This is a genomic window from Sphingomonas sp., from assembly GCF_003248515.1.
Taxonomy (GTDB): Bacteria; Pseudomonadota; Alphaproteobacteria; order Sphingomonadales; family Sphingomonadaceae; genus Sphingomonas_I.
On sequence record NZ_QFOB01000002.1, the window covers coordinates 64,992 to 85,896 of the forward strand.

Sequence of the window (20,905 nt, forward strand, 5' to 3'; positions counted from 1 at the left end):
CCACGGGGGCGCATCTGTAGGAAAGAGAATAACCGATCTGGTTCATCAGGAGGCGATGATGATTACCTGCATCCGTGAGATACGGCGCGCGAAGGGCCTGACGCTGGCCGACGTGGCCGAACGCTGCGCGCCGCCGACGACCGCGCAGACGATCGGCCGGCTGGAAATGGGGACGCGTACCGTATCCGTCGGCTGGCTCAATCGCATCGCCGACGCGCTGGGTGTCACCGCCGCCGATCTCGTCCGCCTGCCCGAACGGGGCGACCTGCCCGTGGTGGCGGATCTGGGGATGGATGGCGCGCGCGCTCTCGCCCATCCCGCACGCCTCCCCCTGCCGGAAGCCCTGCCGGGCATGGTGGCGCTGCGCGTGATCGAAAGCGTGGGCGACTATCGCGCCGGAGACACGTTGTGGTGCGAACAGATCGATCCGGATCGGTTCGGCGAGGCGCTGAACCGCGACGTGATCGCGCCCCGCCCGGCCGGGCGCTTCGCCTTCGGGCGGGTGATCCAGCGCGAGGGCGCGCGCCTGCTGCTCCTGCCGCCGGCGCCGGGCGCGAAATCGGCCGTCGTGGCGGATCCGGCGTGGGTGGGCATCGTGCGCAGGCTGGTACGCGAGATGCGCTGAGGCCAGGCGCCTGCCCGCATACGCGGCGCGCGCGCCGGCGCCTCTCCCCCCTTCCCGATCGATCGCTGAAATCGATCGAGGGGACGAACCGGCTGGTAGTGGCTGACGGGCTCGAACCGCCGACCCTCTCGGTGTAAACGAGATGCTCTACCAACTGAGCTAAGCCACCGCCGGTGGAGCCCCCTAGACGCTCCGCTCGTCTGGCTCAAGCGCCTCAAAGGCCATGGGCACCTCGTGGGGATAGCCCGGCGACGCATGCCCGCGCCGAATTCCGGGACATGTTTTCTGTTTCGCTCCGGAGCCGGGCTTCAGCGCGGCAGATGCACAGCGACGATCACCGCGAGCCACAGCCACGCGCTCAATTCGATACCTCTCACCAATCCTGTTGCAGACCGCATCGGTTCCACCACCTCTTGATGCACCAAGACGATGCCGGGCGGCCGAACCCGCACGATGAATTTCGCACGTCATCGCACGGTGTGGCGGGGGCCTTCGGGGGGATCGCCACGCCTCCCGACCACACCCCGCTTATCCCTCACACCGCGATCAGGCCGGCGCGATCGAGCGCCCTGAAATAAGCGCTGATACCGCCGATCGCGGCATCGGAGAGGCGGATGAACACACGCCGCCCGTCATCCGGATCGGCGACGCGGACGAACAGCCCCTCGTCCGTCAGCGTCTTGATCCAGCGCAAGCCCGTCGTGGCCGGCACCGCGGCGGCGATGCACAGGCTGGAGACGGCGACATTGCCGCCCTCGATCCGCGCGGCCGCCAGATCCAGCAGCATGTCCCACGCCGGATCCGCGAAAAGATCCGCCGGGAAATATTGGTCGCGCAGCCTCCGCGCCCGGATGCAGGCGCGGATCGTGGCGGCGCTGGGCGGAATGGTCTCCTCCCCTTCCAGCGGCGGCAGCCCGGGCAAGCGGGCGGAATCCTCCCCTTCCGAGAGCGCGGCCAGCGTCCTGGCGATCCGGCCCACTTCCTCGCTCAGCTGGCGGAGGCGGGCATGGCCATTCTCCTCGGCCAATTGCGGCACGCGGGCTGATCCGGCGAGCGCCAGGGCGAGTGCGGCGACGCTTTCCGCCTCCCCCGCGCCGCACAGAATCGCGACATGCGGGTGCGGGCAGCGCGCGGCGGCCAGATCGATCAGATCGGGCGTGATCGCGACGATGCTCATGAAGCGCCCGTCACACGCGGCCCGCTCCAGCCGATCCAGCAGCGCATCCAGCGCCGCGCCGGGCACGCTGGCATCCACCACGACCGCGCCGATATCGCACCTGTCCTCGATCGCCGCGATCGCGCCATCGATGGCGCCGGATGCGGCGATCCTCCCTTCCAGCCGATGTATCGCCCTCGCCTGCTCGGCAAGGCCCGCCTCGCTATCCGCGAAAAGCAGGATAGCCGGCGTCGATAGATAGCTGTCCCCCAGACCCACCATCGCATTCCCCCCAGAATGATGCGGTCACCGAAAGGTATGGAACGTTGCCGTCCCCTTCAATCGATCCATTTCGGATATCACCCGAATCCGGTCGATTCGGGCTTTTTTCGATCCATAGCGGACGTTTTTCGCGGGATCCTGTCATGGACAGGCCATGGCGGGAACCGTGGCCGCGCCTTGCGCGCTCTAGGGAAAACTATTCGGGAGCAACAGGATGGCCGAGAATTATGCCGCGCGGAACGGCAAGGGATATCATCGCATTGCCAAAGACGATCCGGCCGCGATTGCCCTGCTGAAGCAGGAGCATCATCGCTTTCGCGAGCTTTTCACCGAGGCGAACGAGGCGGAAGGCGCGCGCCTGAAGCATATCGCGGACGAAATCTGCCTGCGGCTGGACGTGCACATGACGATCGAGGAGGAGATACTCTATCCGGCGGGCAAGGCGCTGGGCGAAGGCGACGAGGTGGACGAAGGCATTGTCGAGCATGATGCCGGCAAGACGCTCGCGGCCGAGATTGCGCAGCTCTCCGGCAGGGAGGAACTCTACAAGAGCAAGGTCCACGTGCTGGGCGAACAGACCATCCACCATATCGATGAGGAGGATGAGGAATTGTTCGAGGACATGAAGAAGGCGCACGTCGCCGGAAAGATCGACCTCGACGCGCTGGGCGAGACGATGCGCGCGCGCCAGGCGCAATTGTATCGCAAGGTGGAGGCATCGGGCGATCTCGGCCCGACGGCGGAGGCGGATGCGGAGGAAATTGCGCGGGTGTGAGCCGCAGGCCCGACAGGAAAGGCCGATGCGCGGAATTCGCGGCCGGGCGGATTGAGCCCCGCGCGATCAGGGGCTAGCCGAACGGAATGTCCAAACTCGACAAGACCCCCGCCGCCATCGGCCCCCTCGTCGCCGCGATGGGACCGGCCGGCTTCCGCGTGGCCGATCGCATCGTGCCCGGCGGCCTGATCCTCACGCCCGACGACGCCCGCGACTGGCCGGCGCGCACCATCGATGCGCTGACGGAAGCGGATTTCGCGATCCTGCTCGCCATGGATCCGCTGCCCGAATTCGTGCTGCTCGGAACCGGCGCCAGTCTGCGCCGCCCGGCGCCGGCGCTGGCCGCCGCGCTGGAGGCACGCGGGCTCCATCTCGAACCGATGGACAGCCGTGCCGCCGCGCGGACGTGGGGCCTGCTGCGGAGCGAAGGGCGGGCGATCGCTGCAGCACTGCTGCCGATCGACTAGCAGCGCCGCCGAAAAACGGGGCGGCGCCCGATCACGGCTCCAGCCGGACCGGAGGCCAACCTGTTGCCTTTCGCGAACAATCCCGCCGATCAATCCTGCCGCAGCAGCTTGCTGAGCTTCAGCTCGACCGGGCTGGCGGAGGCGAGGCGGACGACGAAGCCCATCTCGCGCTCCAGATTGATCGCCGCGCGCTCCTCCGGGGTTTCGAGCGACGTCACCTCACGCAGGCCATGCGCCTCGGCATAGACGAGCACATGTTCCAGCAACGTCCAGCTCACCCCGCGCCCGCGCCAGTCGCGGTGCACCGAAAGCGCGACATCTGCGCTTTCTCCATCCTGATTGTCGCAAAGGGTGGCACAGGCGACCAGCGTGCCATCGCCGAGAAAGGCGAGGAAAGTGACGAGCGTCGGATCGTCCGCGCACGCCATCGTGCTGAGCCGGGCATCGTCCACCTCCAGCATCGTCGAGCTGAAGCGCTCGCGCAGATGCTCGGCGCCGACATGGCGGAACAGATCGGCCAGGGCCGCCTTGTCCTCCTCGCCGGCGGTGCGCACGTGAAGCGCAAGACCGGTGCGCGTGGTGAGCGCCGCGCTCCAGCGGCTGCGCTCGGTGTGCAGGGTCTGCGAAGTCTGCTGGGTCATCGTCTTTCTCGCCTGAAGTGATGAAGGGATGCTAGGCGGGGACGAGCGACATCGCATTGATGCCCGTCAAAAGCGGCGCGACGGATATCAGCCCGCCATCGCCAAGCCGGGCGATTCGGCGATCTCGATCGTGCGATGCATATCGAGCGCGGCCGCGACGAGCCGGGCATAAGGCCAGCCCCACGGCGCGAGCGTGACGCGCCAGCCCTCGATCGCGATCACCCCGCGCGCTTCCAGCGCGGCAAGGCGCGGGCGGATGCCGATCAATCGCTCCGGTGCGAGGCCGCGTGCGCGCGCCACGGCGGCCATGTCGACGCGGCCATCGCACAGCAGCCGCTCCATGATGGCGCCACGCAGCCGCGCATCGGCCGAACGCGCGATACCGCGCACGCCGGCAAGGCCCGTTTCCGCAACGCGCGAACGCCACCGCGCGACATGTTTCTCATTCTGGACGAGCAGCCCCGGAAACTGGCTGATCGCCGATGCGCCAATGCCGATCACCGCCTCCCCGGGCTCATCGGTGAACCCCTGGAAGTTGCGCCGCAGCCGTCCCTCGGCGGCCGCGACGGCCAGGCTGTCTTCCGGCCGCGCGAAATGATCGAAGCCGATCGCGCGATAGCCGGCGGCGACGAGCAGATCGTGCGCAAGCGCACTCTGGCGGAAGCGCGCCTCGGCATCCGGCAGATCGCGCGGATCGATCATCCTCTGGCGGGGCAGCAGCCCGGGATTGTGGCCATAGCCGAACATCGCCACCCGATCGGGAGCGAGGGCGAGCGCCAGCCGGATGCTTTCCGCGACATCTTCCTCCGACTGGCCGGGGAGGCCAATCATCAGATCGAGATTGACATGGGCGATGCCGGCGGCACGCAACCCCGCCACCGCCGCCGCCACCATTTCATAAGGCTGGATCCGGTTGATCCGCCGCTGGACGGGCTCCGCGAAGGTCTGCACGCCAAGGCTCGCGCGCGCGACGCCCGCCTGCCCCATGGCGGCAATGAAGGCGGGATCCAGCGCGCGGGGATCCAGCTCCACCGCGATCTCCGCATCGGCCGCACCCGCGAAGCGCGCGCGCAACATGGCGATCAGGCGGCCGAACTGCGCGGGCGTCAGCGCATTGGGGCTGCCGCCGCCGAAGTGGATCGAGACGACCCGGCCGCGCATGCGCCCGGCCACGGCCTCCACCTCCCGCTCCAGCGCATCGACATAGGCATCCAGCCGCTCCGCCCGGCCGATCGCGCCGGTATTGCAGCCGCAATACCAGCAGATGCGATGGCAATAAGGAATATGGACATAGAGCGACACCGGCGCATCGGGGGCGATCGCCCCAAGCGCCGCGGCCTGATCGGCTGCATCCACGCCATCATGGAACTCGGCCGCGGTGGGGTAGCTCGTATAGCGCGGCACCGGCCGCGCGGCGAGATCGGGAAGATAAAAGTGCATGGTCAGGCTGGTGCCAGCGGCTCCCCCGCGCATCCTTGATCCCGGTCAATGTTGCCCCCCACCGCCGGGCCTAGGCGCCCCTCAACTTCAATGAGGGAGCAGATCATGCGGATTTCCACATTTTTCGGGCTGGGCACGGCGGCCCTGCTGGCAGCGGCGCCGGCCCATGCGGAGAAGGGCGACGTGCTCGTCCGCGTCCGCGCGCTGATGGTAGCGCCCACCGAGAAATCAGGCCCGGTAACGCCCAGCTTCCCCGGCGCGCACGTGGCGGTGAACAATAGCTACGCGCCGGAACTGGACTTCACCTACATGGTGACGAACCATATCGGCACGGAGCTGATCCTCGCCACCACCAAGCATCATGTGTCCGGGCGGGGCAGCCTCGATTCGCTGGGCCGTCTGGCGGGAACCTGGGTGCTGCCGCCGACGCTGACCGCCCAATATCATTTCGCGCCGCAGGCGAAGATCCGTCCCTATGTGGGCGCGGGCATCAACTACACGATCTTCTATTCGGAGAAATCCAGCGACGCGCTGGATGCCGCGATCGGCCAGACGAAGGTGCGCCTGAAGGATAGCGTGGGCTATGCCGTGCAGGCGGGCCTGGATTTCGATCTGACGAGCAAGATCTTCGCCAATATCGATGTGAAATATATCGACATCGATACGACGGCGCGGCTGACGACCGGCTCTACCGTGAACCGGGTGCGCGTGAGCCTGGATCCGATCGTGGTGGGCGTGGGCCTGGGCATGCGCTTCTGAACACCGGCTCCTACGCGACGGAGACGGGAACGGCACCGGCCCACTCCCGAAAGAAGGACGTGGGCCGCCTTTCGATCCATCGGGATGAAGCGGTGCGCGGCTTTGATCCCGATCAAGGCCCGCCGCGCGCCGATCGGCCACTCCGGCGGCCGGAGAGAGACGCATGACAGAGATCGATGCCTATGCGGGCAGCAAGGTGCCCTTCTGCCGGCGATGGCACGTTATCGCCGAAATCGATCTCGCGCGGCTGGTGGCCGATCATAGCGGCCTTGAGCATATGTGCCGGCGGCTGGAGGCGATTGCGGATGCCCTGCCCGATTTGCCGGCGCCGGAGGAAACCGACTGGATCACCGCCGAGCTGGACATGCTTTCCCGCCACAATGACGCCGAGGATCGGCTGATGGAGGGGCTATTCCGGCGCGAGGCGCGCGATCCGCTCGCGCGGAGCGTGCTCGATCATATTCGCGGGCGCCATATCGCCTGCACGGTGCTGGGGCAGGATCTGGTCGCGGCGCTCGCGCCCGATCCGGACGCCCCCGTGCCGACCGAGCCGGAGGCGCTCGGCTATATGCTGCGCTGCTTCTTCGAGGGCTGCCGCGATGCCATCGCCTTCGAGGAACTGGCGATCCTGGCGCTGGGTGGCCTGCGGCTGACCGCCGACGCACGGGCGCTGCTGGTCGATCGTATCGCGAGACGAAGCTAGCGGCGCGAACGGCCCGAAACGAGAAACCGTCAGCCGCCGGCCATCATCCCGCGTCCGCGCGGGCGGCCAGCGCGTCGCGATCGCGGATCGTGATCGCGCGGGCGGCGGGCAGCGCGATGATCCCCGCCGTCTTGAGCTTGGTGAGCTGGCGGCTCACCGTCTCGATCGTAAGACCCAGCACATCCGCGATCTGGCCGCGCGTGAGCGGCAGATCGAACGTGACCGGGCCGTTCATGCTGGCGCGGCAGCCATTGCCGGCGGCGCGGGCCGCCATATCCAGCAGGAAGCCCGCCATCTTTTCCTCGGCGGACTGGCGCGCGAGCATCAGCATGCGGCCCCGCGCCTCCTCCAGCGCCGCGAAGGTGCGCTGGAGCAGCAGACGCTCCATCCGGACATGATCCTCCAGCACCTGTTCGAACGGGCCGCGCGGGAAGACGCACAATTCCGCGTCGGTCAGCGCTGTCACCGTGAAATCGGTCTGCTTCGCATAGGGGCGGCCGACGAAATCGGCCGGATAGAGCAGCCCCACGATCTGCTCGCGCCCATCGGCCGTGGCGGCGTTGAGCTTGAGCACGCCGGACAGGAGATTGGCGCAGATCGCCGCCTCCTCCCCCGCCCAGACAAGCGTTTCACCGCGCGCCAGCTTCTGGCGGCGGCCGAGGCGGTTGAGCGCCGTCAGTTCCTCATCATCGAGGCTTCCGCAAAGGGCCTGATCGCGCACGCCGCAATCGGCGCAGATGGTGCTCGCATGCATCCCCCCCGCATAGACGGAGCGGCACGAAAAGTCGCGTCTTTCGGATCGAACGCCCGTCTTTGACCGGGATCAAGGCCGTTCGCGCGGGAACCGGCGATCGGGGCGACGGCGGTGGCCCTGCTCCCGATTGGGGAGCGGGAGCGGGCCCGCCCCCGAGACCCGGCGCTTTTCCCCAGCGCGGGTCATTCACTGGCCGCCGTGGTCCCTGCCACGGCGGCCTTCTTTTTTAGCGGCGGAGGAACGGAAAAGTGCCGCGGGCTTCCAGAAGCCCGCGGCACAGAGGGGATAGCGGGGATGACGACCTATCGATCGTCGTCCATCGGCAGGTGGAACTCATGCCACAGGCCGTTGAGGATGCCGAAGGCCAGCGCGAGGCCGAGGCCGAGAACCCAGGTAAAATACCACATGGCAATCGCTCCAGATCAGTAGAAATCGGGGTTGGTGGCAACGTCGCGCGCCGTCACGCGGCCGAACATCACCTTGTAGGCCCAGGCAGTGTAGGCGAGGACGATCGGCAGGAAGACGACCGTCGCCACCACCATGATCGCCAGCGTATGCGCGCTGGACGAGGCGTTCCACACCGTGAGGCTGCTGTGCGGATCGATCCGCGACGGCAGCAGGAAGGGGAACATCGACAGGCCGACCGTGGCGATGATCCCCGCCGCCGACAGGGACGATCCCGTGAAGGCGGCCGGTTCGCTGCCACGGCGGATGCCGAACAACGCCAGCAGCGCGCCGGCAAAGCCAAGGATCGGGGCGATCATCATCCACGGATGCGCGCCATAATTGGCGAGCCACGCGCCTGCCGCCGCCTCGCTTGTGGTGCGCAGCGGATTGGAGGGGCCGAGCGGATCGACATCGCCGACGATCCGATAGCCGATATCGCCGTAAGCGACGAAGGCCCAGCCGCCCGCGAAGAGCAGGATCGAGAGCAAGGCGGCGACCGTGCCGATCGCGCGGGCGCGGGCATGGACGGCGCTCGTCTGTTCCACCTTCAGCGTGATCCAGGCCGATCCGTGCAGCACCAGCATCGCCACCGAGAGGAGGCCGCAAAGCAGGGTGAAGGGGGTGAACAGGCCCAGCAGCGTGCCTTCGTAGAAAGCGCGCAGATCGCTGTCGAGCCGGAAGGGCGCACCCGACAGGACATTGCCCACCGCCACGCCGAAGACGAGCGCCGGCATGAGACCGCCCACGAAGAGCGCCCAATCCCACCGCGCGCGCCACGCCGGATCCGGCCGCTTCGAGCGATATTTGAAACCCACCGGGCGCAGGATGAGCGCCGAGAGGACAAGGAACATCGCGAGATAGAAGCCGGAGAAGCTCACCGCATAGACGAAGGGCCAGGCGGCGAAGATGGCGCCGCCGCCGAGGATGAACCACACCTGGTTGCCCTCCCACGTCGGCCCGATCGTGTTGATGACCATGCGGCGCTCGCGATCTTCCCGCGCGACGAACGGCAGCAGCGCCGCCACGCCGAGATCGAAGCCATCGGTGAGCGCGAAGCCGATCAGCAGGATGCCGAGCAGCGCCCACCAGATCAGCCGGAGCATTTCATAATCGAGGAATGCCATTGTCTTGATCCTTGTGCCTAAAGGCGCTCAGCCGGCGACCGACGTGGCGACATGGGGCTCTTGCGCATGATCGTGCGGCCCCTTCCGGATCGAGGCGAGCATCAGCCGCACCTCGATCACCGCCATCGTGCCGTAGAGCGCGGTGAAGCCGACGATCGTGGTCCACAGCGCAGCGCGTGAGAGCGTGGAGGCGGCGAGGAAGGTGGGGAGCACCCCCTCGATCGCCCAGGGCTGGCGGCCGATCTCGGCCAGGATCCAGCCCAGCTCGATCGCGATCCACGGCAGCGGGATGGACCACAGGGCCATCTTCAAAAACCAGCGCGTCTTCAGATGCAGCCGCAGCGAGCAGAGCGCGAAGGCCAGACCGAACAGGGCGATCATGTAGAAGCCGATGAAGGCCATGATGCGGAAGGCCCAGAACATGAGCGGCACGTTGGGCACCACATCCCATGCTGTCGCCGCAATCAGTTGCGGGCTGGCGTCGCGCGGATCGGCGACGTGGCGCTTGAGCAGCAGGGCATAGCCCAGATCGCGCTTGTGCGCCTCGAACCGGGCGCGCTCCGCCAGATTGGCGGGATCGACCTTCAGCTTCTGGACCGCATCATAGGCGATCACGCCGGACGTGATCCGCTCCTGCGCCTTCAGCACCAGTTCCGACATGCCCGTGACTTCCTTGTCCAGGCTGCGCGTGGCGATGATGCCGAGCACCCACGGTATCTCCACCTGATAATGGGTGGTGCGCTCGCCCACGTCGGGAATGCCGACAAGCGTGAGGCCGGCCGGGGCTGGCGCGGTGTGCCAGGCGGCCTCGATCGCCGCGAGCTTCATCTTCTGGTTGTCGGTCAGCGTATAGCCGCTTTCGTCGCCCAGCACGACGACGGAGAGCGAGGAGGCGAGGCCGAAGGCGGCCGCGACCGTCATCGAGCGGCGCGCGACCTCCGTCCACCTGCCGCGCAGCAGATAATAAGCCGAGACGCCGAGCACGAAGACCGAGGCGCAGACATAGCCGGCGCTGACGGTATGGACGAACTTGGCCTGCGCGATCGGATTGAAGATGACCGCGCCGAAATCGACGACTTCCATCCGCATCGTATCCGGATTGAAGGCGGCACCCGTGGGGCTCTGCATCCAGCCGTTGGCGACGAGGATCCACACGGCCGACAGATTCGTGCCGAGCGCCACCAGAAAGGTGACGATGAGATGGCCGAGCTTCGACAGGCGATCCCAGCCGAAGAACATGAGGCCTACCATCGTCGCCTCGAGGAAGAAGGCCATCAGCCCCTCGATCGCGAGCGGGGCGCCGAAAATATCGCCCACATAATGCGAGAAATAGGACCAGTTCGTGCCGAACTCGAATTCCATGGTGAGGCCCGTGGCCACGCCCAGCACGAAATTGATGCCGAAGAGCTTGCCCCAGAAGCGCGTGATCTCCCGCCAGATCGCACGGCCGGTCATCACATAGATGGCCTCCATGATGACCAGCATGAAGCTGAGCCCCAGCGTGAGCGGCACGAACAGAAAATGATATAAAGCTGTCAGGGCGAACTGCAGCCGCGACAGGTCGACGACGCCGACGTCCATCTATGATCTCCCCGGGGTCCGTTCGGCCCCTTCACGCCGCCCCTAGGCGCAGCCCCGGGCCGCAACATTGATCGGTATCAAAGACGGTGGCGCCGCGCGAGGCTATAAGGGTCTTATGGTGGCGACGGTCTTGGACAGGCAGGCGGCGCGGGCGCGCACGCTCTACCTTCGCGGCGTGGCGAAGCCGGGCAACGGCGCGCGACGCGGCGTGGCGCTGCTGCTGGGCGATACGGCGGCGGCGATCGCCTTCGCCGCCGGCCTCGCCCGCGCGATCACGGCATCTCCCGAAGGCTGGCGCGCGATGCTGCCGTGGCTAGCGCTGGCGCTGGGCGCGGGCATGATCCGGGGCGTGATCGCGCTGGCGCTCGCCATGGCGGGGGCGGATGACGCCCGCGCCGCCAAGCTCGCGCTGCGGCGCCGGATCGCAAGCGCGCTCTTCCGCCAGCGCGCGGGCGTGACGGCGGGGGCGATGATGAGCGCGGCCGTGGACGATGTGGAGGCGGTGGACGGCTATGTCTCACGCTTCCTGCCCGCGCGGATCGCCGCCGGGATCGCGCCCCTGCTGGTGCTGGCGGCGACGGCCTGGGCCAGCCCGATCGCGGCCGGGATCCTGGCGGCGACGCTCCTGCCCTTCATCCTCGCCATGGCGCTGGCCGGCGGGGCGGCGGCGGATCAGTCTCGCCGGCAATTCATGGCGCTGGCGCGGCTCTCCTCGCTGTTCGGTGATCGGATTCGCGCGCTGCCGATCGTGCTGGCCTTTGGCGGGGAGGCGCGATCGACGGCGCTGCTGCACGATGCGGCGGAGGATCTGTCCCGGCGGACGATGCGGGTGTTGCGCGTCGCCTTCCTTTCCTCGGCAGCGCTGGAATTCTTCGCGGCGCTCTCCGTGGCGCTCGTCGCCGTCTATGCCGGCTTCAACCTCCTGGGGCTGCTCCCCTTCCCCGTTCCGGAAAAGCTGGATCTGGCGCGCGCCTTTTTCGTGCTGGCGGTGGCGCCCGAATTCTACGCGCCGATGCGCCGGCTGGCGGCCGCCTATCATGACAAGCAATCGGCCGAGACGGCGGCCGAACGGCTGGCGGCGGTGGAGCGGGAGGCCGGCGACACGGGCGCCGCCGCGCGGATTACCTGCCCCACGGCTCCGGCCCTCCGCTTCCACGACGTGGCGATCCGCTATGACGAGGGCGAGGCGGCCGCCCTTTCCGGCTTTTCGCTGGACGTGAAGCCGGGTGAGATGGTGGCGATGCTGGGGCCATCGGGAAGCGGCAAAAGCAGCCTGCTCCATCTGCTGCTGGGGCTCGCGCCGCTGAGTGATGGACGGCTGACGGTGGACGGACGGCCGATCGATGCGATCGGCAGCGTCGCGCCGATCGCCGCATGGATGGGGCAGAATCCACTGATGATGGCGGGCACGATCCGCGACAATATCGCGCTGGCCCGGCCCGATGCCGACGATGCCGCGATCGATGCGGTGGCGCGCGCGGCCGGCTTGGGGCCGATGCTGCTGGTGCGGCCGCAGGGGCTCGACAGCCCGATCGACGAACGCGGCGGCGGCCTCTCCGGCGGCGAGCGGCGGCGGATCGCGCTGGCGCGCGCACTGCTGAAAGGCGCGCCCCTCATGCTGCTGGACGAACCGACCGCGCATCTGGACGAAGGATCCGAAGCCGCGCTGATCGCCACGATCGCCGATGCCTGCGCGGGCCGCACCACCCTGATCGCCACGCACAGTGCGCGGCTGGCAGCCATTGCCGATCGCATCATCCGACTGGAGCGCAAGCCATGAGGCCGATCGAGCGACTGATCCGCGCCGAGCGCGCCCACCAGCGGGGCCTGCTCGCGCGCGGGGCGCTGCTGGCTGGGCTGGTGGCGGCATCCTCGGTGGCACTGCTCGGGCTTTCGGGCTGGTTCATCACCGCGGCCGCCACCGCCGGCGCGGCGGGGATCCTCGCGGCGCAGGGCTTCAACTATATGCTGCCCAGCGCCACGATCCGCCTGCTTGCCATCGTGCGGACAGGCGCGCGCTATGGCGAGCGGCTGGCGAGCCACGAGGCGGCCTTTTCCGCGCTGGCGCGGATCCGGCCGGCGCTGTTCGCCGCCATCGCGGCCGCCCCGATCACACGCACTCTGGCGATCACGAGCGGCGATGCCACCGCCCGCGTGACGCAGGATGTCGACCGGATCGAGGCGCGCTTCGTGCGCCTTTCGGCGCCGTGGGGCGCGGCATCCTCCCTGATCGCGGGTGGCGCGCTGATCGCGCCGGGTGGATGGGCGGCGGCCCTGACGGTGCTGCTGCTGTTCGCCGCCACCTTGCTCGCCGCGCGCCTGCTGGCGCACCGGCTGGCCGGGCCGGGCCGGCGGGCGCAGCACGCGATCGGCGCGCTCAAGACGGAGGTGGCATCGCTCGCCGGCGCTTCCGCCGAGCTGCGCTGCTACGGGCTGGAAGGCTGGGCGGCCGACCAGATCGCGGAACGGAGCCGCGAACTCGCCGGGGCGCAGCGCGCGCAGGCGATCGTGGCCGGCTGGTTCGATCTGTGCCAGCCGATCGGCATCGCGCTGGCGGCGGTTGCGGCCGCCGCGCTTTCGGCCGGTCATGGCGCGGCGATCGCCGCGCTCGCGGCGCTGGCCGGCGCGATGACGCTGGACGGCATCACGCCGCTGCTGCGCGATCTGGCGGAACGCGGCGCCGTGGACGAGGCGACCGGGCGGCTGGACGCGATCCTTTCCGATCCCGCGCCGGCCCGGACATGGACCGACGCGAGGATCGACGCATGGGCTCATGCCGAAGGCGATGTCGGGGCGGGATCGCTGCCGATGATCGAATTCGCGCGGGACGATTTCCGCTGGCTGCGCGCCGGAAGCCGGATTCTGATCGAAGGGCCGTCCGGCATCGGCAAGACCACCCTGATCGAAAGCCTGATCGGCCTGCGACCGGCGGAACGCGGCCATATCCTGGTGGACGGGGTGGATCTGGCCGATCTGCCCTGCGGCACGCTGCGCCGACTGTTCGGCTGGGCGCCGCAGGACGCGATGCTGTTGGCCGGCACGGTGCGCGAGAATCTGCTGCTGGCCCGGCCGGATGCCGACGAGGCGAGCCTGTGGGCGGCGCTGCACGATGCCGCGCTGGACGGTCGCGTGAAGGCGCTGCCTCTGGGGCTGGATGGCTGGATCGGCGAGAATGGCGCGCGCCTTTCCGGTGGCGAGCGGCGGCGCCTGTCCCTGGCGCGTGCCTGCCTTTCCGCCGCGCCCTTCCTTCTGCTGGACGAACCGGCGGAGGGGCTGGACGCAGCGACCGAGGCGCTGGTGACGGAAAGGCTGGCCGCGCGGCTGGAGCGGACCGGACAGGGGCTGCTGCTGGTGAGCCATCGCCACAGGCTCACCACGCTGTGCGGCGAGGTCATCCGGCTCGGCGGGAAGGCCGAGCCGGCGCCGGGCTGCCCCCGCGCACGCGAACTGGCGTAGCGTCTGGGCGTTCGGGCCGGGAAAGGCCCCGATCAGGCCTGAACGAAGGCCAGCAGATCCGGATTGATGATGTCCGGATGCGTGGTGCACATGCCGTGGGGGAACCCGTCATAGCTTTTCAGCGTGCCGTTCTTCAGCAGTTTCACCGTGAGCGGCGCCGAATCCGCATAGGGCACGATCTGGTCGTCCGTGCCGTGCATCACGAGAACGGGCACCTCGATCGCCTTCAGATCCTCGGTGAAATCGGTCTCCGAGAAAGCCTTGATGCAATCATAATGAGCCTTGATCGCGCCCATCATGCCCTGCCGCCACCAATTGTAGATCACGCCCTGGCTGACCTTCGCGCCCTCGCGATTGAAGCCGTAGAAAGGCCCCGCCGGCACATCGACGAAGAATTGGGCGCGATTGTCGGCGGTCGCCGTGCGGAAGCCATCGAACACCTCCAGCGGCAGGCCGCCGGGATTCGCATCGGACTTCACCATGATCGGCGGCACGGCCCCGATCAGCACGGCCTTTGCGACACGCCCCGGTTCGGACCGGGCGACATAGCGCGCCACCTCGCCCCCGCCGGTGGAGTGGCCGATATGGACCGCTCCCTTCAGATCCAGCGCGGCGGCGAGCGCGATCACATCAGCCGCATAGGTATCCATCTCGTTGCCCGCCCAGGTCTGGCTGGAGCGGCCATGGCCCCGCCGGTCATGCGCGATCACGCGGTAGCCGTGGCCGAGGAAGAACATCATCTGATTGTCCCAATCGTCGGCGCTCAGCGGCCAGCCATGATGGAAGACGATCGGCTGGGCATCCTTGGGCCCCCAATCCTTGTAGAAGATCTCGGTGCCGTCCTGCGTGGTGATGGTCGCCATGTCGCTATCCCTTCTTCACCGGAGCGCGGGCCCACCCCTGCCCCAATGGCCGAAGCCGGGGCCATTATAGGGCTGCTTCGTTACGGGTGCAGCGGGCAAATGCGACGCGCGAGCCGTGCGTCGGCAGCGGGGCGTGGGGCGGAAACCCTATCGCTTCCGCGCAAACCAGATGACGTGGATCGGGCCCTTGCCATTTTCGCGCGCGCGGACGCGGACATCCTCCACCACGAAGCCCGCTTTCTTGAGGCGCGCGGTGAAAGCGGGATCGTCACCGGCAGACCAGACGGCGAGAATTCCACCGGGATTGAGCGCGGCGCGCGCGCGGGCAAGGCCCTGCGTGGAATAGAGCCCGTCATTGGCGGGACGGGTCAGGCCATCGGGGCCATTATCCACATCCAGCAGGATCGCATCGTAGCCCCCCTGCTCCATCACCCTGCCAACATCGTCGATACGAATCTCCACGCGAGCGTCGTCGAGGCAGCCGGCGGTGAGCGCCGCCATCGGCCCGCGCGCCCATTCGACGATGCCGGGCACCAGCTCCGCCACCACGATGCGCGCATCGGCACCGACCTTTTCCAGCGCGGCGCGCAGCGTGAAGCCCATGCCATAGCCGCCGATCAGCAGACGCGGCGAGCGCAGGGACAGGCGATCGCACGTCATTTGGCCGAGCGCCTTTTCCGAGCCGCTCTTGCGCGTGCTCATCAGTTCGTTGCGCTCGAGCAGGATCATGAAATCATCGTCGTGGCGAATGAGGCGGAGCGGCGGACCGCCCGGAACCTCCGCCACGCCGATGACTTCGCGTGGCTTCACTTCTTGCGGGCCTTGCGCGCCGCGTAGCGCGCATCGCGCAGCGCCTTCTTCTCGGCGTCGCTCAGTTCCGGCTTGGCCGGCTTCTGCGACGCGGCGGCGGCGGCAGCAGCAGCGGCCTCCGCCTCGGCGCGCGCGGCGGCCCTGGCCGCCTTGGCCTCCGCCTCGGCCGCGCGCTTCGCGGCGCGGCGCTCTGCCTCCGCCGCCTCGCGCGCCTCGCGGGCAGCGGCCTTGGCGGCGAGTTCGGCCGGATCCGGCGCGGGCTTTTCGCGCAGCAGATCGAGCGCGCGCTGCTTGGCCGCGCGTGCCGCCGCCGCCCGCTCGTTGAGATCCGGGGTCTTGAAACCTGCCATCTTTCCGTCCGTCATCCTTGCTTTGGCCACGGTGGGCCTGATTGAAAGGAGGCCCCTTATCCGCAAAGGCCCGGACTCGCCAAACGTTCCGCCAAATGTTCTCAGGCGCGATGGCTTCGCGGATGCCACGCCAGCGATTAAGGGCGTGGGATGACGAGCTATGATGCGATCATTCTGGGGGCCGGCGCAGCCGGGCTGATGTGCGCGGCGACCGCCGGGCAGCGGGGCGCGCGGATCCTCCTGCTCGATCATGCCGACTCTGCGGGCAAGAAGATCCTGATCTCGGGCGGCGGGCGCTGCAACTTCACCAATATCGGCACCACGCCCGAGCGCTTTCTTTCGGCCAACCCCCATTTCGCGCGATCGGCGCTCGCCCGCTATACACCGGCCGACTTCCTAGCGCTGATCGCCCGGCACGGCATTGCCTGGCACGAAAAGACGCTGGGGCAGCTCTTCTGCGACGGATCGGCGAAGCAGATCGTGGCGATGCTGTTGGAAGAATGCGCCACCGGCAGGGTGAAAATCGCGCTGGGCGAGGCAGTCTCCACGGTGGATCATGCGGACGGGCGCTATCGCATCCGCTTCGGCGCGCGCACCGCCGAGGCGCCGGCGCTGGTGATCGCCACCGGTGGCCCCTCCATCCCGAAATTGGGCGCGAGCGGATTCGCCTATGATCTCGCGCGCCGCTTCGGCCTGAAGGTGGTGGAGCCCCGCCCCGCGCTCGTGCCCCTGACGCTGGGTGGCGAGGAAGTGCTGTTCCGCGAGCTTTCCGGTGTTTCGGCCGAGGTAACCGCGAAGGCCGGCAAGGCCAGCTTCCGCGAGGCTGCGCTCTTCACGCATCGTGGGCTATCAGGCCCGGCAATCCTGCAGGCTTCCTCCTATTGGCGGCACGGCGAGGCGGTGACGATCGATTTCCTGCCCGATCGCCCGGCCGGCTGGCTGCGCGAGGCCAAGCGCGCCAATCCCAAGGCCGGCATCCTGCGCATGCTGGGCGGCCGCCTGCCGGACCGGCTGGCGGAGACGCTGGCCGAAAGGCTGGGCCTTTCGGGCGAGATCGGCGCGTTCACCGATGGCCGATTGCAGGCGGCGGAACAGGCGCTGGCGGCCTGGCACTTCCATCCCAACGGCACGGAGGGCTTCGCCAAGGCGGAAGTGACGGTGGGCGGGATCAGCACCCAACGCCTTTCCAGCCAGACGATGGAGGCCCGCGACGTACCTGGCCTCCATGCGATCGGCGAGGCGGTGGACGTCACCGGCTGGCTCGGCGGCTATAATTTCCAGTGGGCGTGGGCGAGCGGGCGCGCCTGTGGCGAGGCGATCGCCAGCCGATAGCCATTTCACCTGCCCGTCAGCGATCGGACGAGCGCCCTCTCACTTCATCGCCGCGAGCAGATCGTCCACGGGCACGCTCGCGAAGCTCGTGAAATTGTCGGCCACGCCATAAGGCAGAAGCAGCGTGCGATCGTGGACCAGCGCGCCGCAGCTATAGACGACATTCGGCACGTAGCCGTCGCGCTCCTTGGGGCTGGGATGGACGAGCGGCAGGTGCATCCGCTTCAGCACCCTGCGCGGATCATCCCTGTCGAGCAGGCAGGCGCCGATGCAGTAATTGCGCACCGATCCCACGCCATGGGTGATGACCAGCCAGCCTTCATCCAGCTCGATCGGCGCGCCGCAATTGCCGATCTGCACATATTCCCAGAACATTTCGGGCCGGATGATGATCTCGCCGCCGTCCCAGTGGGTGAGATCGTCGGATTCGAGATACCAGAGATTCTCGCCATCCTGCCGGCCCAGCATCGCATAGCGGCCGTTGATGCGCCGGGGAAACAGCGCCATGCCCTTGGCCGAGGCGGCACTGCCCGTCATCGCGCGCAGATCGAACACCTGGAAATCGACCGCCTCCATCAGTTCGGATCGCGCCTCCACGCCATTGAAGGCCGTATAGGTGCCGAGCGGGCGGACCGAGCCGTCATCCTCCACGAAGCGCGTCATCCGGAGATCCTCGATCCCGCGCGACTGGCTGGGCGTGACGGGGAAGAGGATGGCTTCCGACGGATCCTTCGCGCCTTCGAAGCGGATCCGCGTATAGCTGCCATCATCCTTGCTGACCCCGCGTTCGATCTGCGGCGTGATCGCATGCGCGCTCGGCGGATCGACGCGGAAGCCATATTTCGGATCCCACGTCCCGATCCGGAAGGTCACGGAGGACAGATGCCCCTCCCCTATGCCGCGCAGCGACAGAGCGAAGCGCACCCCCCCCTCCGGCACGCCCGCCTGATCTTCCAGCGCAAGGATGCTGGGATTGAAGAGGGCGGCGGATTCGAACGAATATTCTTCGGTGAAATAGGCGCCGATCAGGCGCGCGCGATCCTGATCCATGCCGACGCAGCCGGCCCGATCCTTGACCTCCTCGAACCGGCGCAACACGACGTCCTCGACATCATAATGACGCTCGCCCAGATTCTCGAGCACGCGGCGAAGCTCGTCGCGCAGCAGATCGGCGTCCATATGCCGCACGCGATCGGCGATGCGGTGCGCCCGTGGCTCCGCCTGCTCGAACCCCTTCGGATCGCCTACATCGAACGGGCGCAGCACCGTGCGCGACGGATCGGGCCGGAGCGAGACGGGCGAATGGGTCATGATATCGGTGCCTGCGGGCATGACGGCTCCTCGACGATTTCTCTTTCGCACCTGCAACACGCCGCAAGGCGGGAAGTTGCAGAGCGCAACATCCGGTGGGGCCGTCGCAAGATTGATGAAACACACGCGGCACAAGATGCTGGCATTCGGCGCGCATGAACGCCATCAATATGAATATGGATCTCGCCACCCGTATCCTGATCGTCGACGACGACGCGGGCATCCGCCGCCTGATGTCCTCGTTCCTAGACAAGCACGGCTTCCAGACCGAAACCGCCGCCAATCCGATCGAGATGCGCGAAATGCTGGCGAAGCAGAGCTACGACCTGATCGTGCTCGACGTGATGATGCCCAAGGAAGACGGCCTTTCCGCGCTGACCAAGCTGCAGCGCGAGGAAGGGCCGCCCGTCATCATGCTTTCTGCGGTGGGCACCGATGTCGATCGCATCGTGGGCCTGGAAATGGGCGCCGAGGATTATCTGGCCAAGCCCTGCAATCCGCGCGAACTGCTCGCGCGGATCCGCACCGTGCTGCGCCGGCGCGAGAAGCGCGATGCCGGCGCCACACGCGAAGCGGAGGTGCACGAGGGCGAGGCGCTGCGCTTCGCCGGCTGGCGGATCGATCTCGACATGCGGATGCTCTACGATCCGGCCGACCGGCTGATCGCGCTGACCGACGGCGAGTTCCGCCTGCTGCGCGCCTTCGTCGAGCATCCGCGCCGCGTGCTGACGCGTGACCAGCTACTGGATTTCGCGCGCGGCGAGGAAAGCGACCATTATGATCGCGCGATCGACGTGCAGGTGAGCCGGCTCCGCCGCAAACTCTCCGACGGCGCCGGATCGGGCGAGCTGATCCGCACCGTGCGCAACGAAGGCTATCTGTTCGCCCCGGCCGTCAGCCGGAGCTGAGGAGTCCCCGGGAACGGCGTTTTCCGGGGGCATCGCCGCGCTGATCCATTCCGCGGCAGGGCAAGCCCCCTCCCCGGCGCAACATCGCAACATGCCCGACATGCGACGAAATCCACGGGCAAATTCCGCCGCTTAAGAAGAACCCCATATCCATTCTCCGGGGGAGCGACCTGCCATGCAACACGAAATCGAAGACCATGATCGCGGCCTCGCCTACGATCTCGCCATCATCGAGAAGAAGATGATCGATCGCCGCCGCGCGCTCGCCTGGTTCGCGGGCGCAGGCGCCGGCGCTCTGGTGACGGGTTGTGGCGGCGGCAGCGGCGATACGGCCTCCGCCAACTCCACCGGCACGACATCGTCCAGCACATCGACCACCACCACGACCACGACCACCAATACCGGCACCACCGACAGCGGGTCGACCACGACCACCACGACGAGCGGTACCTATGTGGCCGATCCCGCCGAGACGGCCGGGCCCTATCCCGGCGACGGGACCAACAGCTCCAGCGGATCGACCAACAATGTGCTGATCCAGAGCGGCATCGTGCGGTCCGATATCCGCCCGAGCTTCCTGTCCGGATCCACCAATGTCGCGGCCGGCGTGCTCATGACGCTCACGCTGACGCTGGTGAACGTCAACGCCAGCGGCGCGCCGCTCTCCAATTATGCCATCTACATCTGGCATTGCGATCGATCGGGCAATTATTCGCTCTATACGGCGGCGGCCGAAAGCTATCTGCGCGGCGTGCAGGTGACCGATTCCAACGGACAGGTGACGTTCACCACCATCTTCCCCGGCTGTTATGACGGGCGCTGGCCACACATCCATTTCGAAATCTATTCGAGCCTGGCCACAGCCACCACGGGGCGGAATGCCGTGCTCACCTCCCAGCTGGCGCTGCCGAGCGCGACCTGCTCCACCGTCTATAACGGCGCCACCGGCTACAGCAGCAGCATCACCAATTTCTCGCGCGTGACGCTTTCGAGCGACAATGTCTTCGGCGACAATACGGCCGCCCAGCTGGCACAGCAGACACCGTCCATGACGGGAAGCGTCTCCGCCGGCTATGTCGCCACCGCCGTGATCGGCATCGCCCTATAAGGCGCGCGCTCCT

General features: G+C 67.8%; 21 protein-coding genes and 1 tRNA gene. 10 read left to right on the forward strand and 12 right to left on the reverse strand.

What is annotated here, in order from left to right; translation table 11 throughout:
- Nucleotides 1–58: 58 nt before the first annotated feature.
- Entirely contained in the window at nt 59–625 is a 567-nt protein-coding gene (locus DI605_RS03435) for a helix-turn-helix transcriptional regulator (RefSeq protein ID WP_293969076.1), read from the forward strand.
- 93 nt (nt 626–718) lie between these two features.
- Here DI605_RS03435 and DI605_RS03440 read toward each other — a convergent pair.
- Nucleotides 719–794: transfer RNA gene (locus DI605_RS03440), tRNA-Val, on the reverse strand.
- A 366-nt stretch (nt 795–1,160) separates the two neighbouring features.
- Complete coding sequence (locus tag DI605_RS03445) at nt 1,161–2,063, reverse strand: winged helix DNA-binding protein (RefSeq protein ID WP_293969079.1); 903 nt, start codon at nt 2,061–2,063, stop codon at nt 1,161–1,163.
- 214 nt (nt 2,064–2,277) lie between these two features.
- Here DI605_RS03445 and DI605_RS03450 point away from each other — a divergent pair, with 214 nt between their 5' ends.
- Both DI605_RS03450 and DI605_RS03455 read left to right on the forward strand, forming a co-directional pair.
- Nucleotides 2,278–2,838: a hemerythrin domain-containing protein gene (locus DI605_RS03450; RefSeq protein ID WP_293969082.1), complete on the forward strand. Its 561-nt coding sequence runs from the start codon at nt 2,278–2,280 to the stop codon at nt 2,836–2,838.
- An 86-nt stretch (nt 2,839–2,924) separates the two neighbouring features.
- Nucleotides 2,925–3,305, forward strand: coding sequence for an Mth938-like domain-containing protein (locus DI605_RS03455; RefSeq protein ID WP_293969085.1), 381 nt, complete (start codon nt 2,925–2,927; stop codon nt 3,303–3,305).
- 89 nt (nt 3,306–3,394) lie between these two features.
- Here DI605_RS03455 and DI605_RS03460 read toward each other — a convergent pair whose 3' ends face one another.
- Both DI605_RS03460 and hemN read right to left on the reverse strand, forming a co-directional pair.
- Nucleotides 3,395–3,946, reverse strand: coding sequence for a GNAT family N-acetyltransferase (locus tag DI605_RS03460; RefSeq protein WP_293969088.1), 552 nt, complete (start codon nt 3,944–3,946; stop codon nt 3,395–3,397).
- A gap of 87 nt (nt 3,947–4,033) precedes the next feature.
- A complete protein-coding gene (gene hemN, locus DI605_RS03465; RefSeq protein WP_293969091.1) occupies nt 4,034–5,386 on the reverse strand; it encodes an oxygen-independent coproporphyrinogen III oxidase in 1,353 nt (450 codons plus the stop codon).
- A gap of 105 nt (nt 5,387–5,491) precedes the next feature.
- Here hemN and DI605_RS03470 point away from each other — a divergent pair, with 105 nt between their 5' ends.
- Both DI605_RS03470 and DI605_RS03475 read left to right on the forward strand, forming a co-directional pair.
- On the forward strand, nt 5,492–6,145 hold the full coding sequence (locus DI605_RS03470; protein WP_293969093.1) for an OmpW family outer membrane protein: 654 nt from the start codon (nt 5,492–5,494) through the stop codon (nt 6,143–6,145).
- A 163-nt stretch (nt 6,146–6,308) separates the two neighbouring features.
- On the forward strand, nt 6,309–6,848 hold the full coding sequence (locus tag DI605_RS03475; RefSeq protein ID WP_293969096.1) for a hemerythrin domain-containing protein: 540 nt from the start codon (nt 6,309–6,311) through the stop codon (nt 6,846–6,848).
- A 43-nt stretch (nt 6,849–6,891) separates the two neighbouring features.
- Here DI605_RS03475 and DI605_RS03480 read toward each other — a convergent pair whose 3' ends face one another.
- From DI605_RS03480 to DI605_RS03495, 4 genes are all read right to left on the reverse strand, one after another.
- Nucleotides 6,892–7,602, reverse strand: a complete 711-nt coding sequence (locus DI605_RS03480; protein ID WP_293969099.1) for a Crp/Fnr family transcriptional regulator — start codon at nt 7,600–7,602, stop codon at nt 6,892–6,894.
- A gap of 302 nt (nt 7,603–7,904) precedes the next feature.
- Nucleotides 7,905–8,009: a cytochrome bd-I oxidase subunit CydX gene (gene cydX / locus DI605_RS03485; RefSeq protein ID WP_293969102.1), complete on the reverse strand. Its 105-nt coding sequence runs from the start codon at nt 8,007–8,009 to the stop codon at nt 7,905–7,907.
- Nucleotides 8,010–8,024: 15 nt separating this feature from the next.
- Nucleotides 8,025–9,173 carry a cytochrome d ubiquinol oxidase subunit II gene (gene cydB, locus DI605_RS03490; RefSeq protein ID WP_293969105.1) on the reverse strand — a complete coding sequence of 383 codons (1,149 nt, stop codon included), beginning with the start codon at nt 9,171–9,173 and terminating at the stop codon, nt 8,025–8,027.
- 27 nt (nt 9,174–9,200) lie between these two features.
- Nucleotides 9,201–10,754 (reverse strand): cytochrome ubiquinol oxidase subunit I, encoded by a 1,554-nt coding sequence (locus DI605_RS03495; protein WP_293969108.1) that lies wholly within the window; start codon nt 10,752–10,754, stop codon nt 9,201–9,203.
- Between the two features lie 115 nt (nt 10,755–10,869).
- Between DI605_RS03495 and cydD the strand changes: the two genes are divergently transcribed.
- Entirely contained in the window at nt 10,870–12,534 is a 1,665-nt protein-coding gene (gene cydD, locus DI605_RS03500) for a thiol reductant ABC exporter subunit CydD (RefSeq protein ID WP_293969111.1), read from the forward strand.
- Nucleotides 12,531–14,210: an amino acid ABC transporter ATP-binding/permease protein gene (locus tag DI605_RS03505; protein WP_293969114.1), complete on the forward strand. Its 1,680-nt coding sequence runs from the start codon at nt 12,531–12,533 to the stop codon at nt 14,208–14,210. The genes cydD and DI605_RS03505 overlap by 4 nt, the downstream gene beginning before the upstream one ends.
- Nucleotides 14,211–14,242: 32 nt before the next feature.
- On the opposite strand, the gene DI605_RS03510 is transcribed toward DI605_RS03505, so the two are convergent.
- The 3 genes from DI605_RS03510 to DI605_RS03520 form a co-directional block, all read right to left on the reverse strand.
- Nucleotides 14,243–15,073, reverse strand: a complete 831-nt coding sequence (locus tag DI605_RS03510; RefSeq protein ID WP_293969117.1) for an alpha/beta hydrolase — start codon at nt 15,071–15,073, stop codon at nt 14,243–14,245.
- A gap of 147 nt (nt 15,074–15,220) precedes the next feature.
- Complete coding sequence (locus tag DI605_RS03515; protein ID WP_293969120.1) at nt 15,221–15,883, reverse strand: spermidine synthase; 663 nt, start codon at nt 15,881–15,883, stop codon at nt 15,221–15,223.
- Nucleotides 15,880–16,233: a DUF6481 family protein gene (locus DI605_RS03520; RefSeq protein ID WP_293969123.1), complete on the reverse strand. Its 354-nt coding sequence runs from the start codon at nt 16,231–16,233 to the stop codon at nt 15,880–15,882. The genes DI605_RS03515 and DI605_RS03520 overlap by 4 nt, the downstream gene beginning before the upstream one ends.
- 150 nt (nt 16,234–16,383) lie before the next feature.
- Here DI605_RS03520 and DI605_RS03525 point away from each other — a divergent pair, with 150 nt between their 5' ends.
- Nucleotides 16,384–17,565: an NAD(P)/FAD-dependent oxidoreductase gene (locus tag DI605_RS03525; protein WP_293969126.1), complete on the forward strand. Its 1,182-nt coding sequence runs from the start codon at nt 16,384–16,386 to the stop codon at nt 17,563–17,565.
- Between the two features lie 39 nt (nt 17,566–17,604).
- Here the strand turns inward: DI605_RS03525 and DI605_RS03530 are convergent, their stop codons facing one another.
- Nucleotides 17,605–18,897, reverse strand: coding sequence for a glycoside hydrolase family 130 protein (locus DI605_RS03530; RefSeq protein WP_293969129.1), 1,293 nt, complete (start codon nt 18,895–18,897; stop codon nt 17,605–17,607).
- Nucleotides 18,898–19,031: 134 nt separating this feature from the next.
- Between DI605_RS03530 and DI605_RS03535 the strand changes: the two genes are divergently transcribed.
- Entirely contained in the window at nt 19,032–19,784 is a 753-nt protein-coding gene (locus DI605_RS03535; protein ID WP_293969132.1) for a response regulator, read from the forward strand.
- Nucleotides 19,785–19,959: 175 nt separating this feature from the next.
- On the forward strand, nt 19,960–20,892 hold the full coding sequence (locus DI605_RS03540; protein ID WP_293969135.1) for an intradiol ring-cleavage dioxygenase: 933 nt from the start codon (nt 19,960–19,962) through the stop codon (nt 20,890–20,892).
- Nucleotides 20,893–20,905: the final 13 nt, after the last annotated feature.

What these genes read in the sequence shown, in the direction of transcription:
- DI605_RS03525 (WP_293969126.1), top strand. Translation starts at nt 16,384, where the DNA reads ATGACGAGCTATGATGCGATCATTCTGGGGGCCGGCGCAGCCGGGCTG.
- DI605_RS03460 (WP_293969088.1), bottom strand. Translation starts at nt 3,946, where the DNA reads ATGACCCAGCAGACTTCGCAGACCCTGCACACCGAGCGCAGCCGCTGG.
- DI605_RS03510 (WP_293969117.1), bottom strand. Translation starts at nt 15,073, where the DNA reads ATGGCGACCATCACCACGCAGGACGGCACCGAGATCTTCTACAAGGAT.
- DI605_RS03535 (WP_293969132.1), top strand. Translation starts at nt 19,032, where the DNA reads ATGAACGCCATCAATATGAATATGGATCTCGCCACCCGTATCCTGATC.
- DI605_RS03505 (WP_293969114.1), top strand. Translation starts at nt 12,531, where the DNA reads ATGAGGCCGATCGAGCGACTGATCCGCGCCGAGCGCGCCCACCAGCGG.
- DI605_RS03495 (WP_293969108.1), bottom strand. Translation starts at nt 10,754, where the DNA reads ATGGACGTCGGCGTCGTCGACCTGTCGCGGCTGCAGTTCGCCCTGACA.
- cydB (WP_293969105.1), bottom strand. Translation starts at nt 9,173, where the DNA reads ATGGCATTCCTCGATTATGAAATGCTCCGGCTGATCTGGTGGGCGCTG.
- cydD (WP_293969111.1), top strand. Translation starts at nt 10,870, where the DNA reads ATGGTGGCGACGGTCTTGGACAGGCAGGCGGCGCGGGCGCGCACGCTC.
- DI605_RS03480 (WP_293969099.1), bottom strand. Translation starts at nt 7,602, where the DNA reads ATGCATGCGAGCACCATCTGCGCCGATTGCGGCGTGCGCGATCAGGCC.
- cydX (WP_293969102.1), bottom strand. Translation starts at nt 8,009, where the DNA reads ATGTGGTATTTTACCTGGGTTCTCGGCCTCGGCCTCGCGCTGGCCTTC.
- DI605_RS03470 (WP_293969093.1), top strand. Translation starts at nt 5,492, where the DNA reads ATGCGGATTTCCACATTTTTCGGGCTGGGCACGGCGGCCCTGCTGGCA.
- DI605_RS03530 (WP_293969129.1), bottom strand. Translation starts at nt 18,897, where the DNA reads ATGCCCGCAGGCACCGATATCATGACCCATTCGCCCGTCTCGCTCCGG.
- DI605_RS03540 (WP_293969135.1), top strand. Translation starts at nt 19,960, where the DNA reads ATGCAACACGAAATCGAAGACCATGATCGCGGCCTCGCCTACGATCTC.
- hemN (WP_293969091.1), bottom strand. Translation starts at nt 5,386, where the DNA reads ATGCACTTTTATCTTCCCGATCTCGCCGCGCGGCCGGTGCCGCGCTAT.
- DI605_RS03475 (WP_293969096.1), top strand. Translation starts at nt 6,309, where the DNA reads ATGACAGAGATCGATGCCTATGCGGGCAGCAAGGTGCCCTTCTGCCGG.
- DI605_RS03450 (WP_293969082.1), top strand. Translation starts at nt 2,278, where the DNA reads ATGGCCGAGAATTATGCCGCGCGGAACGGCAAGGGATATCATCGCATT.
- DI605_RS03445 (WP_293969079.1), bottom strand. Translation starts at nt 2,063, where the DNA reads ATGGTGGGTCTGGGGGACAGCTATCTATCGACGCCGGCTATCCTGCTT.
- DI605_RS03455 (WP_293969085.1), top strand. Translation starts at nt 2,925, where the DNA reads ATGTCCAAACTCGACAAGACCCCCGCCGCCATCGGCCCCCTCGTCGCC.
- DI605_RS03435 (WP_293969076.1), top strand. Translation starts at nt 59, where the DNA reads ATGATTACCTGCATCCGTGAGATACGGCGCGCGAAGGGCCTGACGCTG.
- DI605_RS03520 (WP_293969123.1), bottom strand. Translation starts at nt 16,233, where the DNA reads ATGGCAGGTTTCAAGACCCCGGATCTCAACGAGCGGGCGGCGGCGGCA.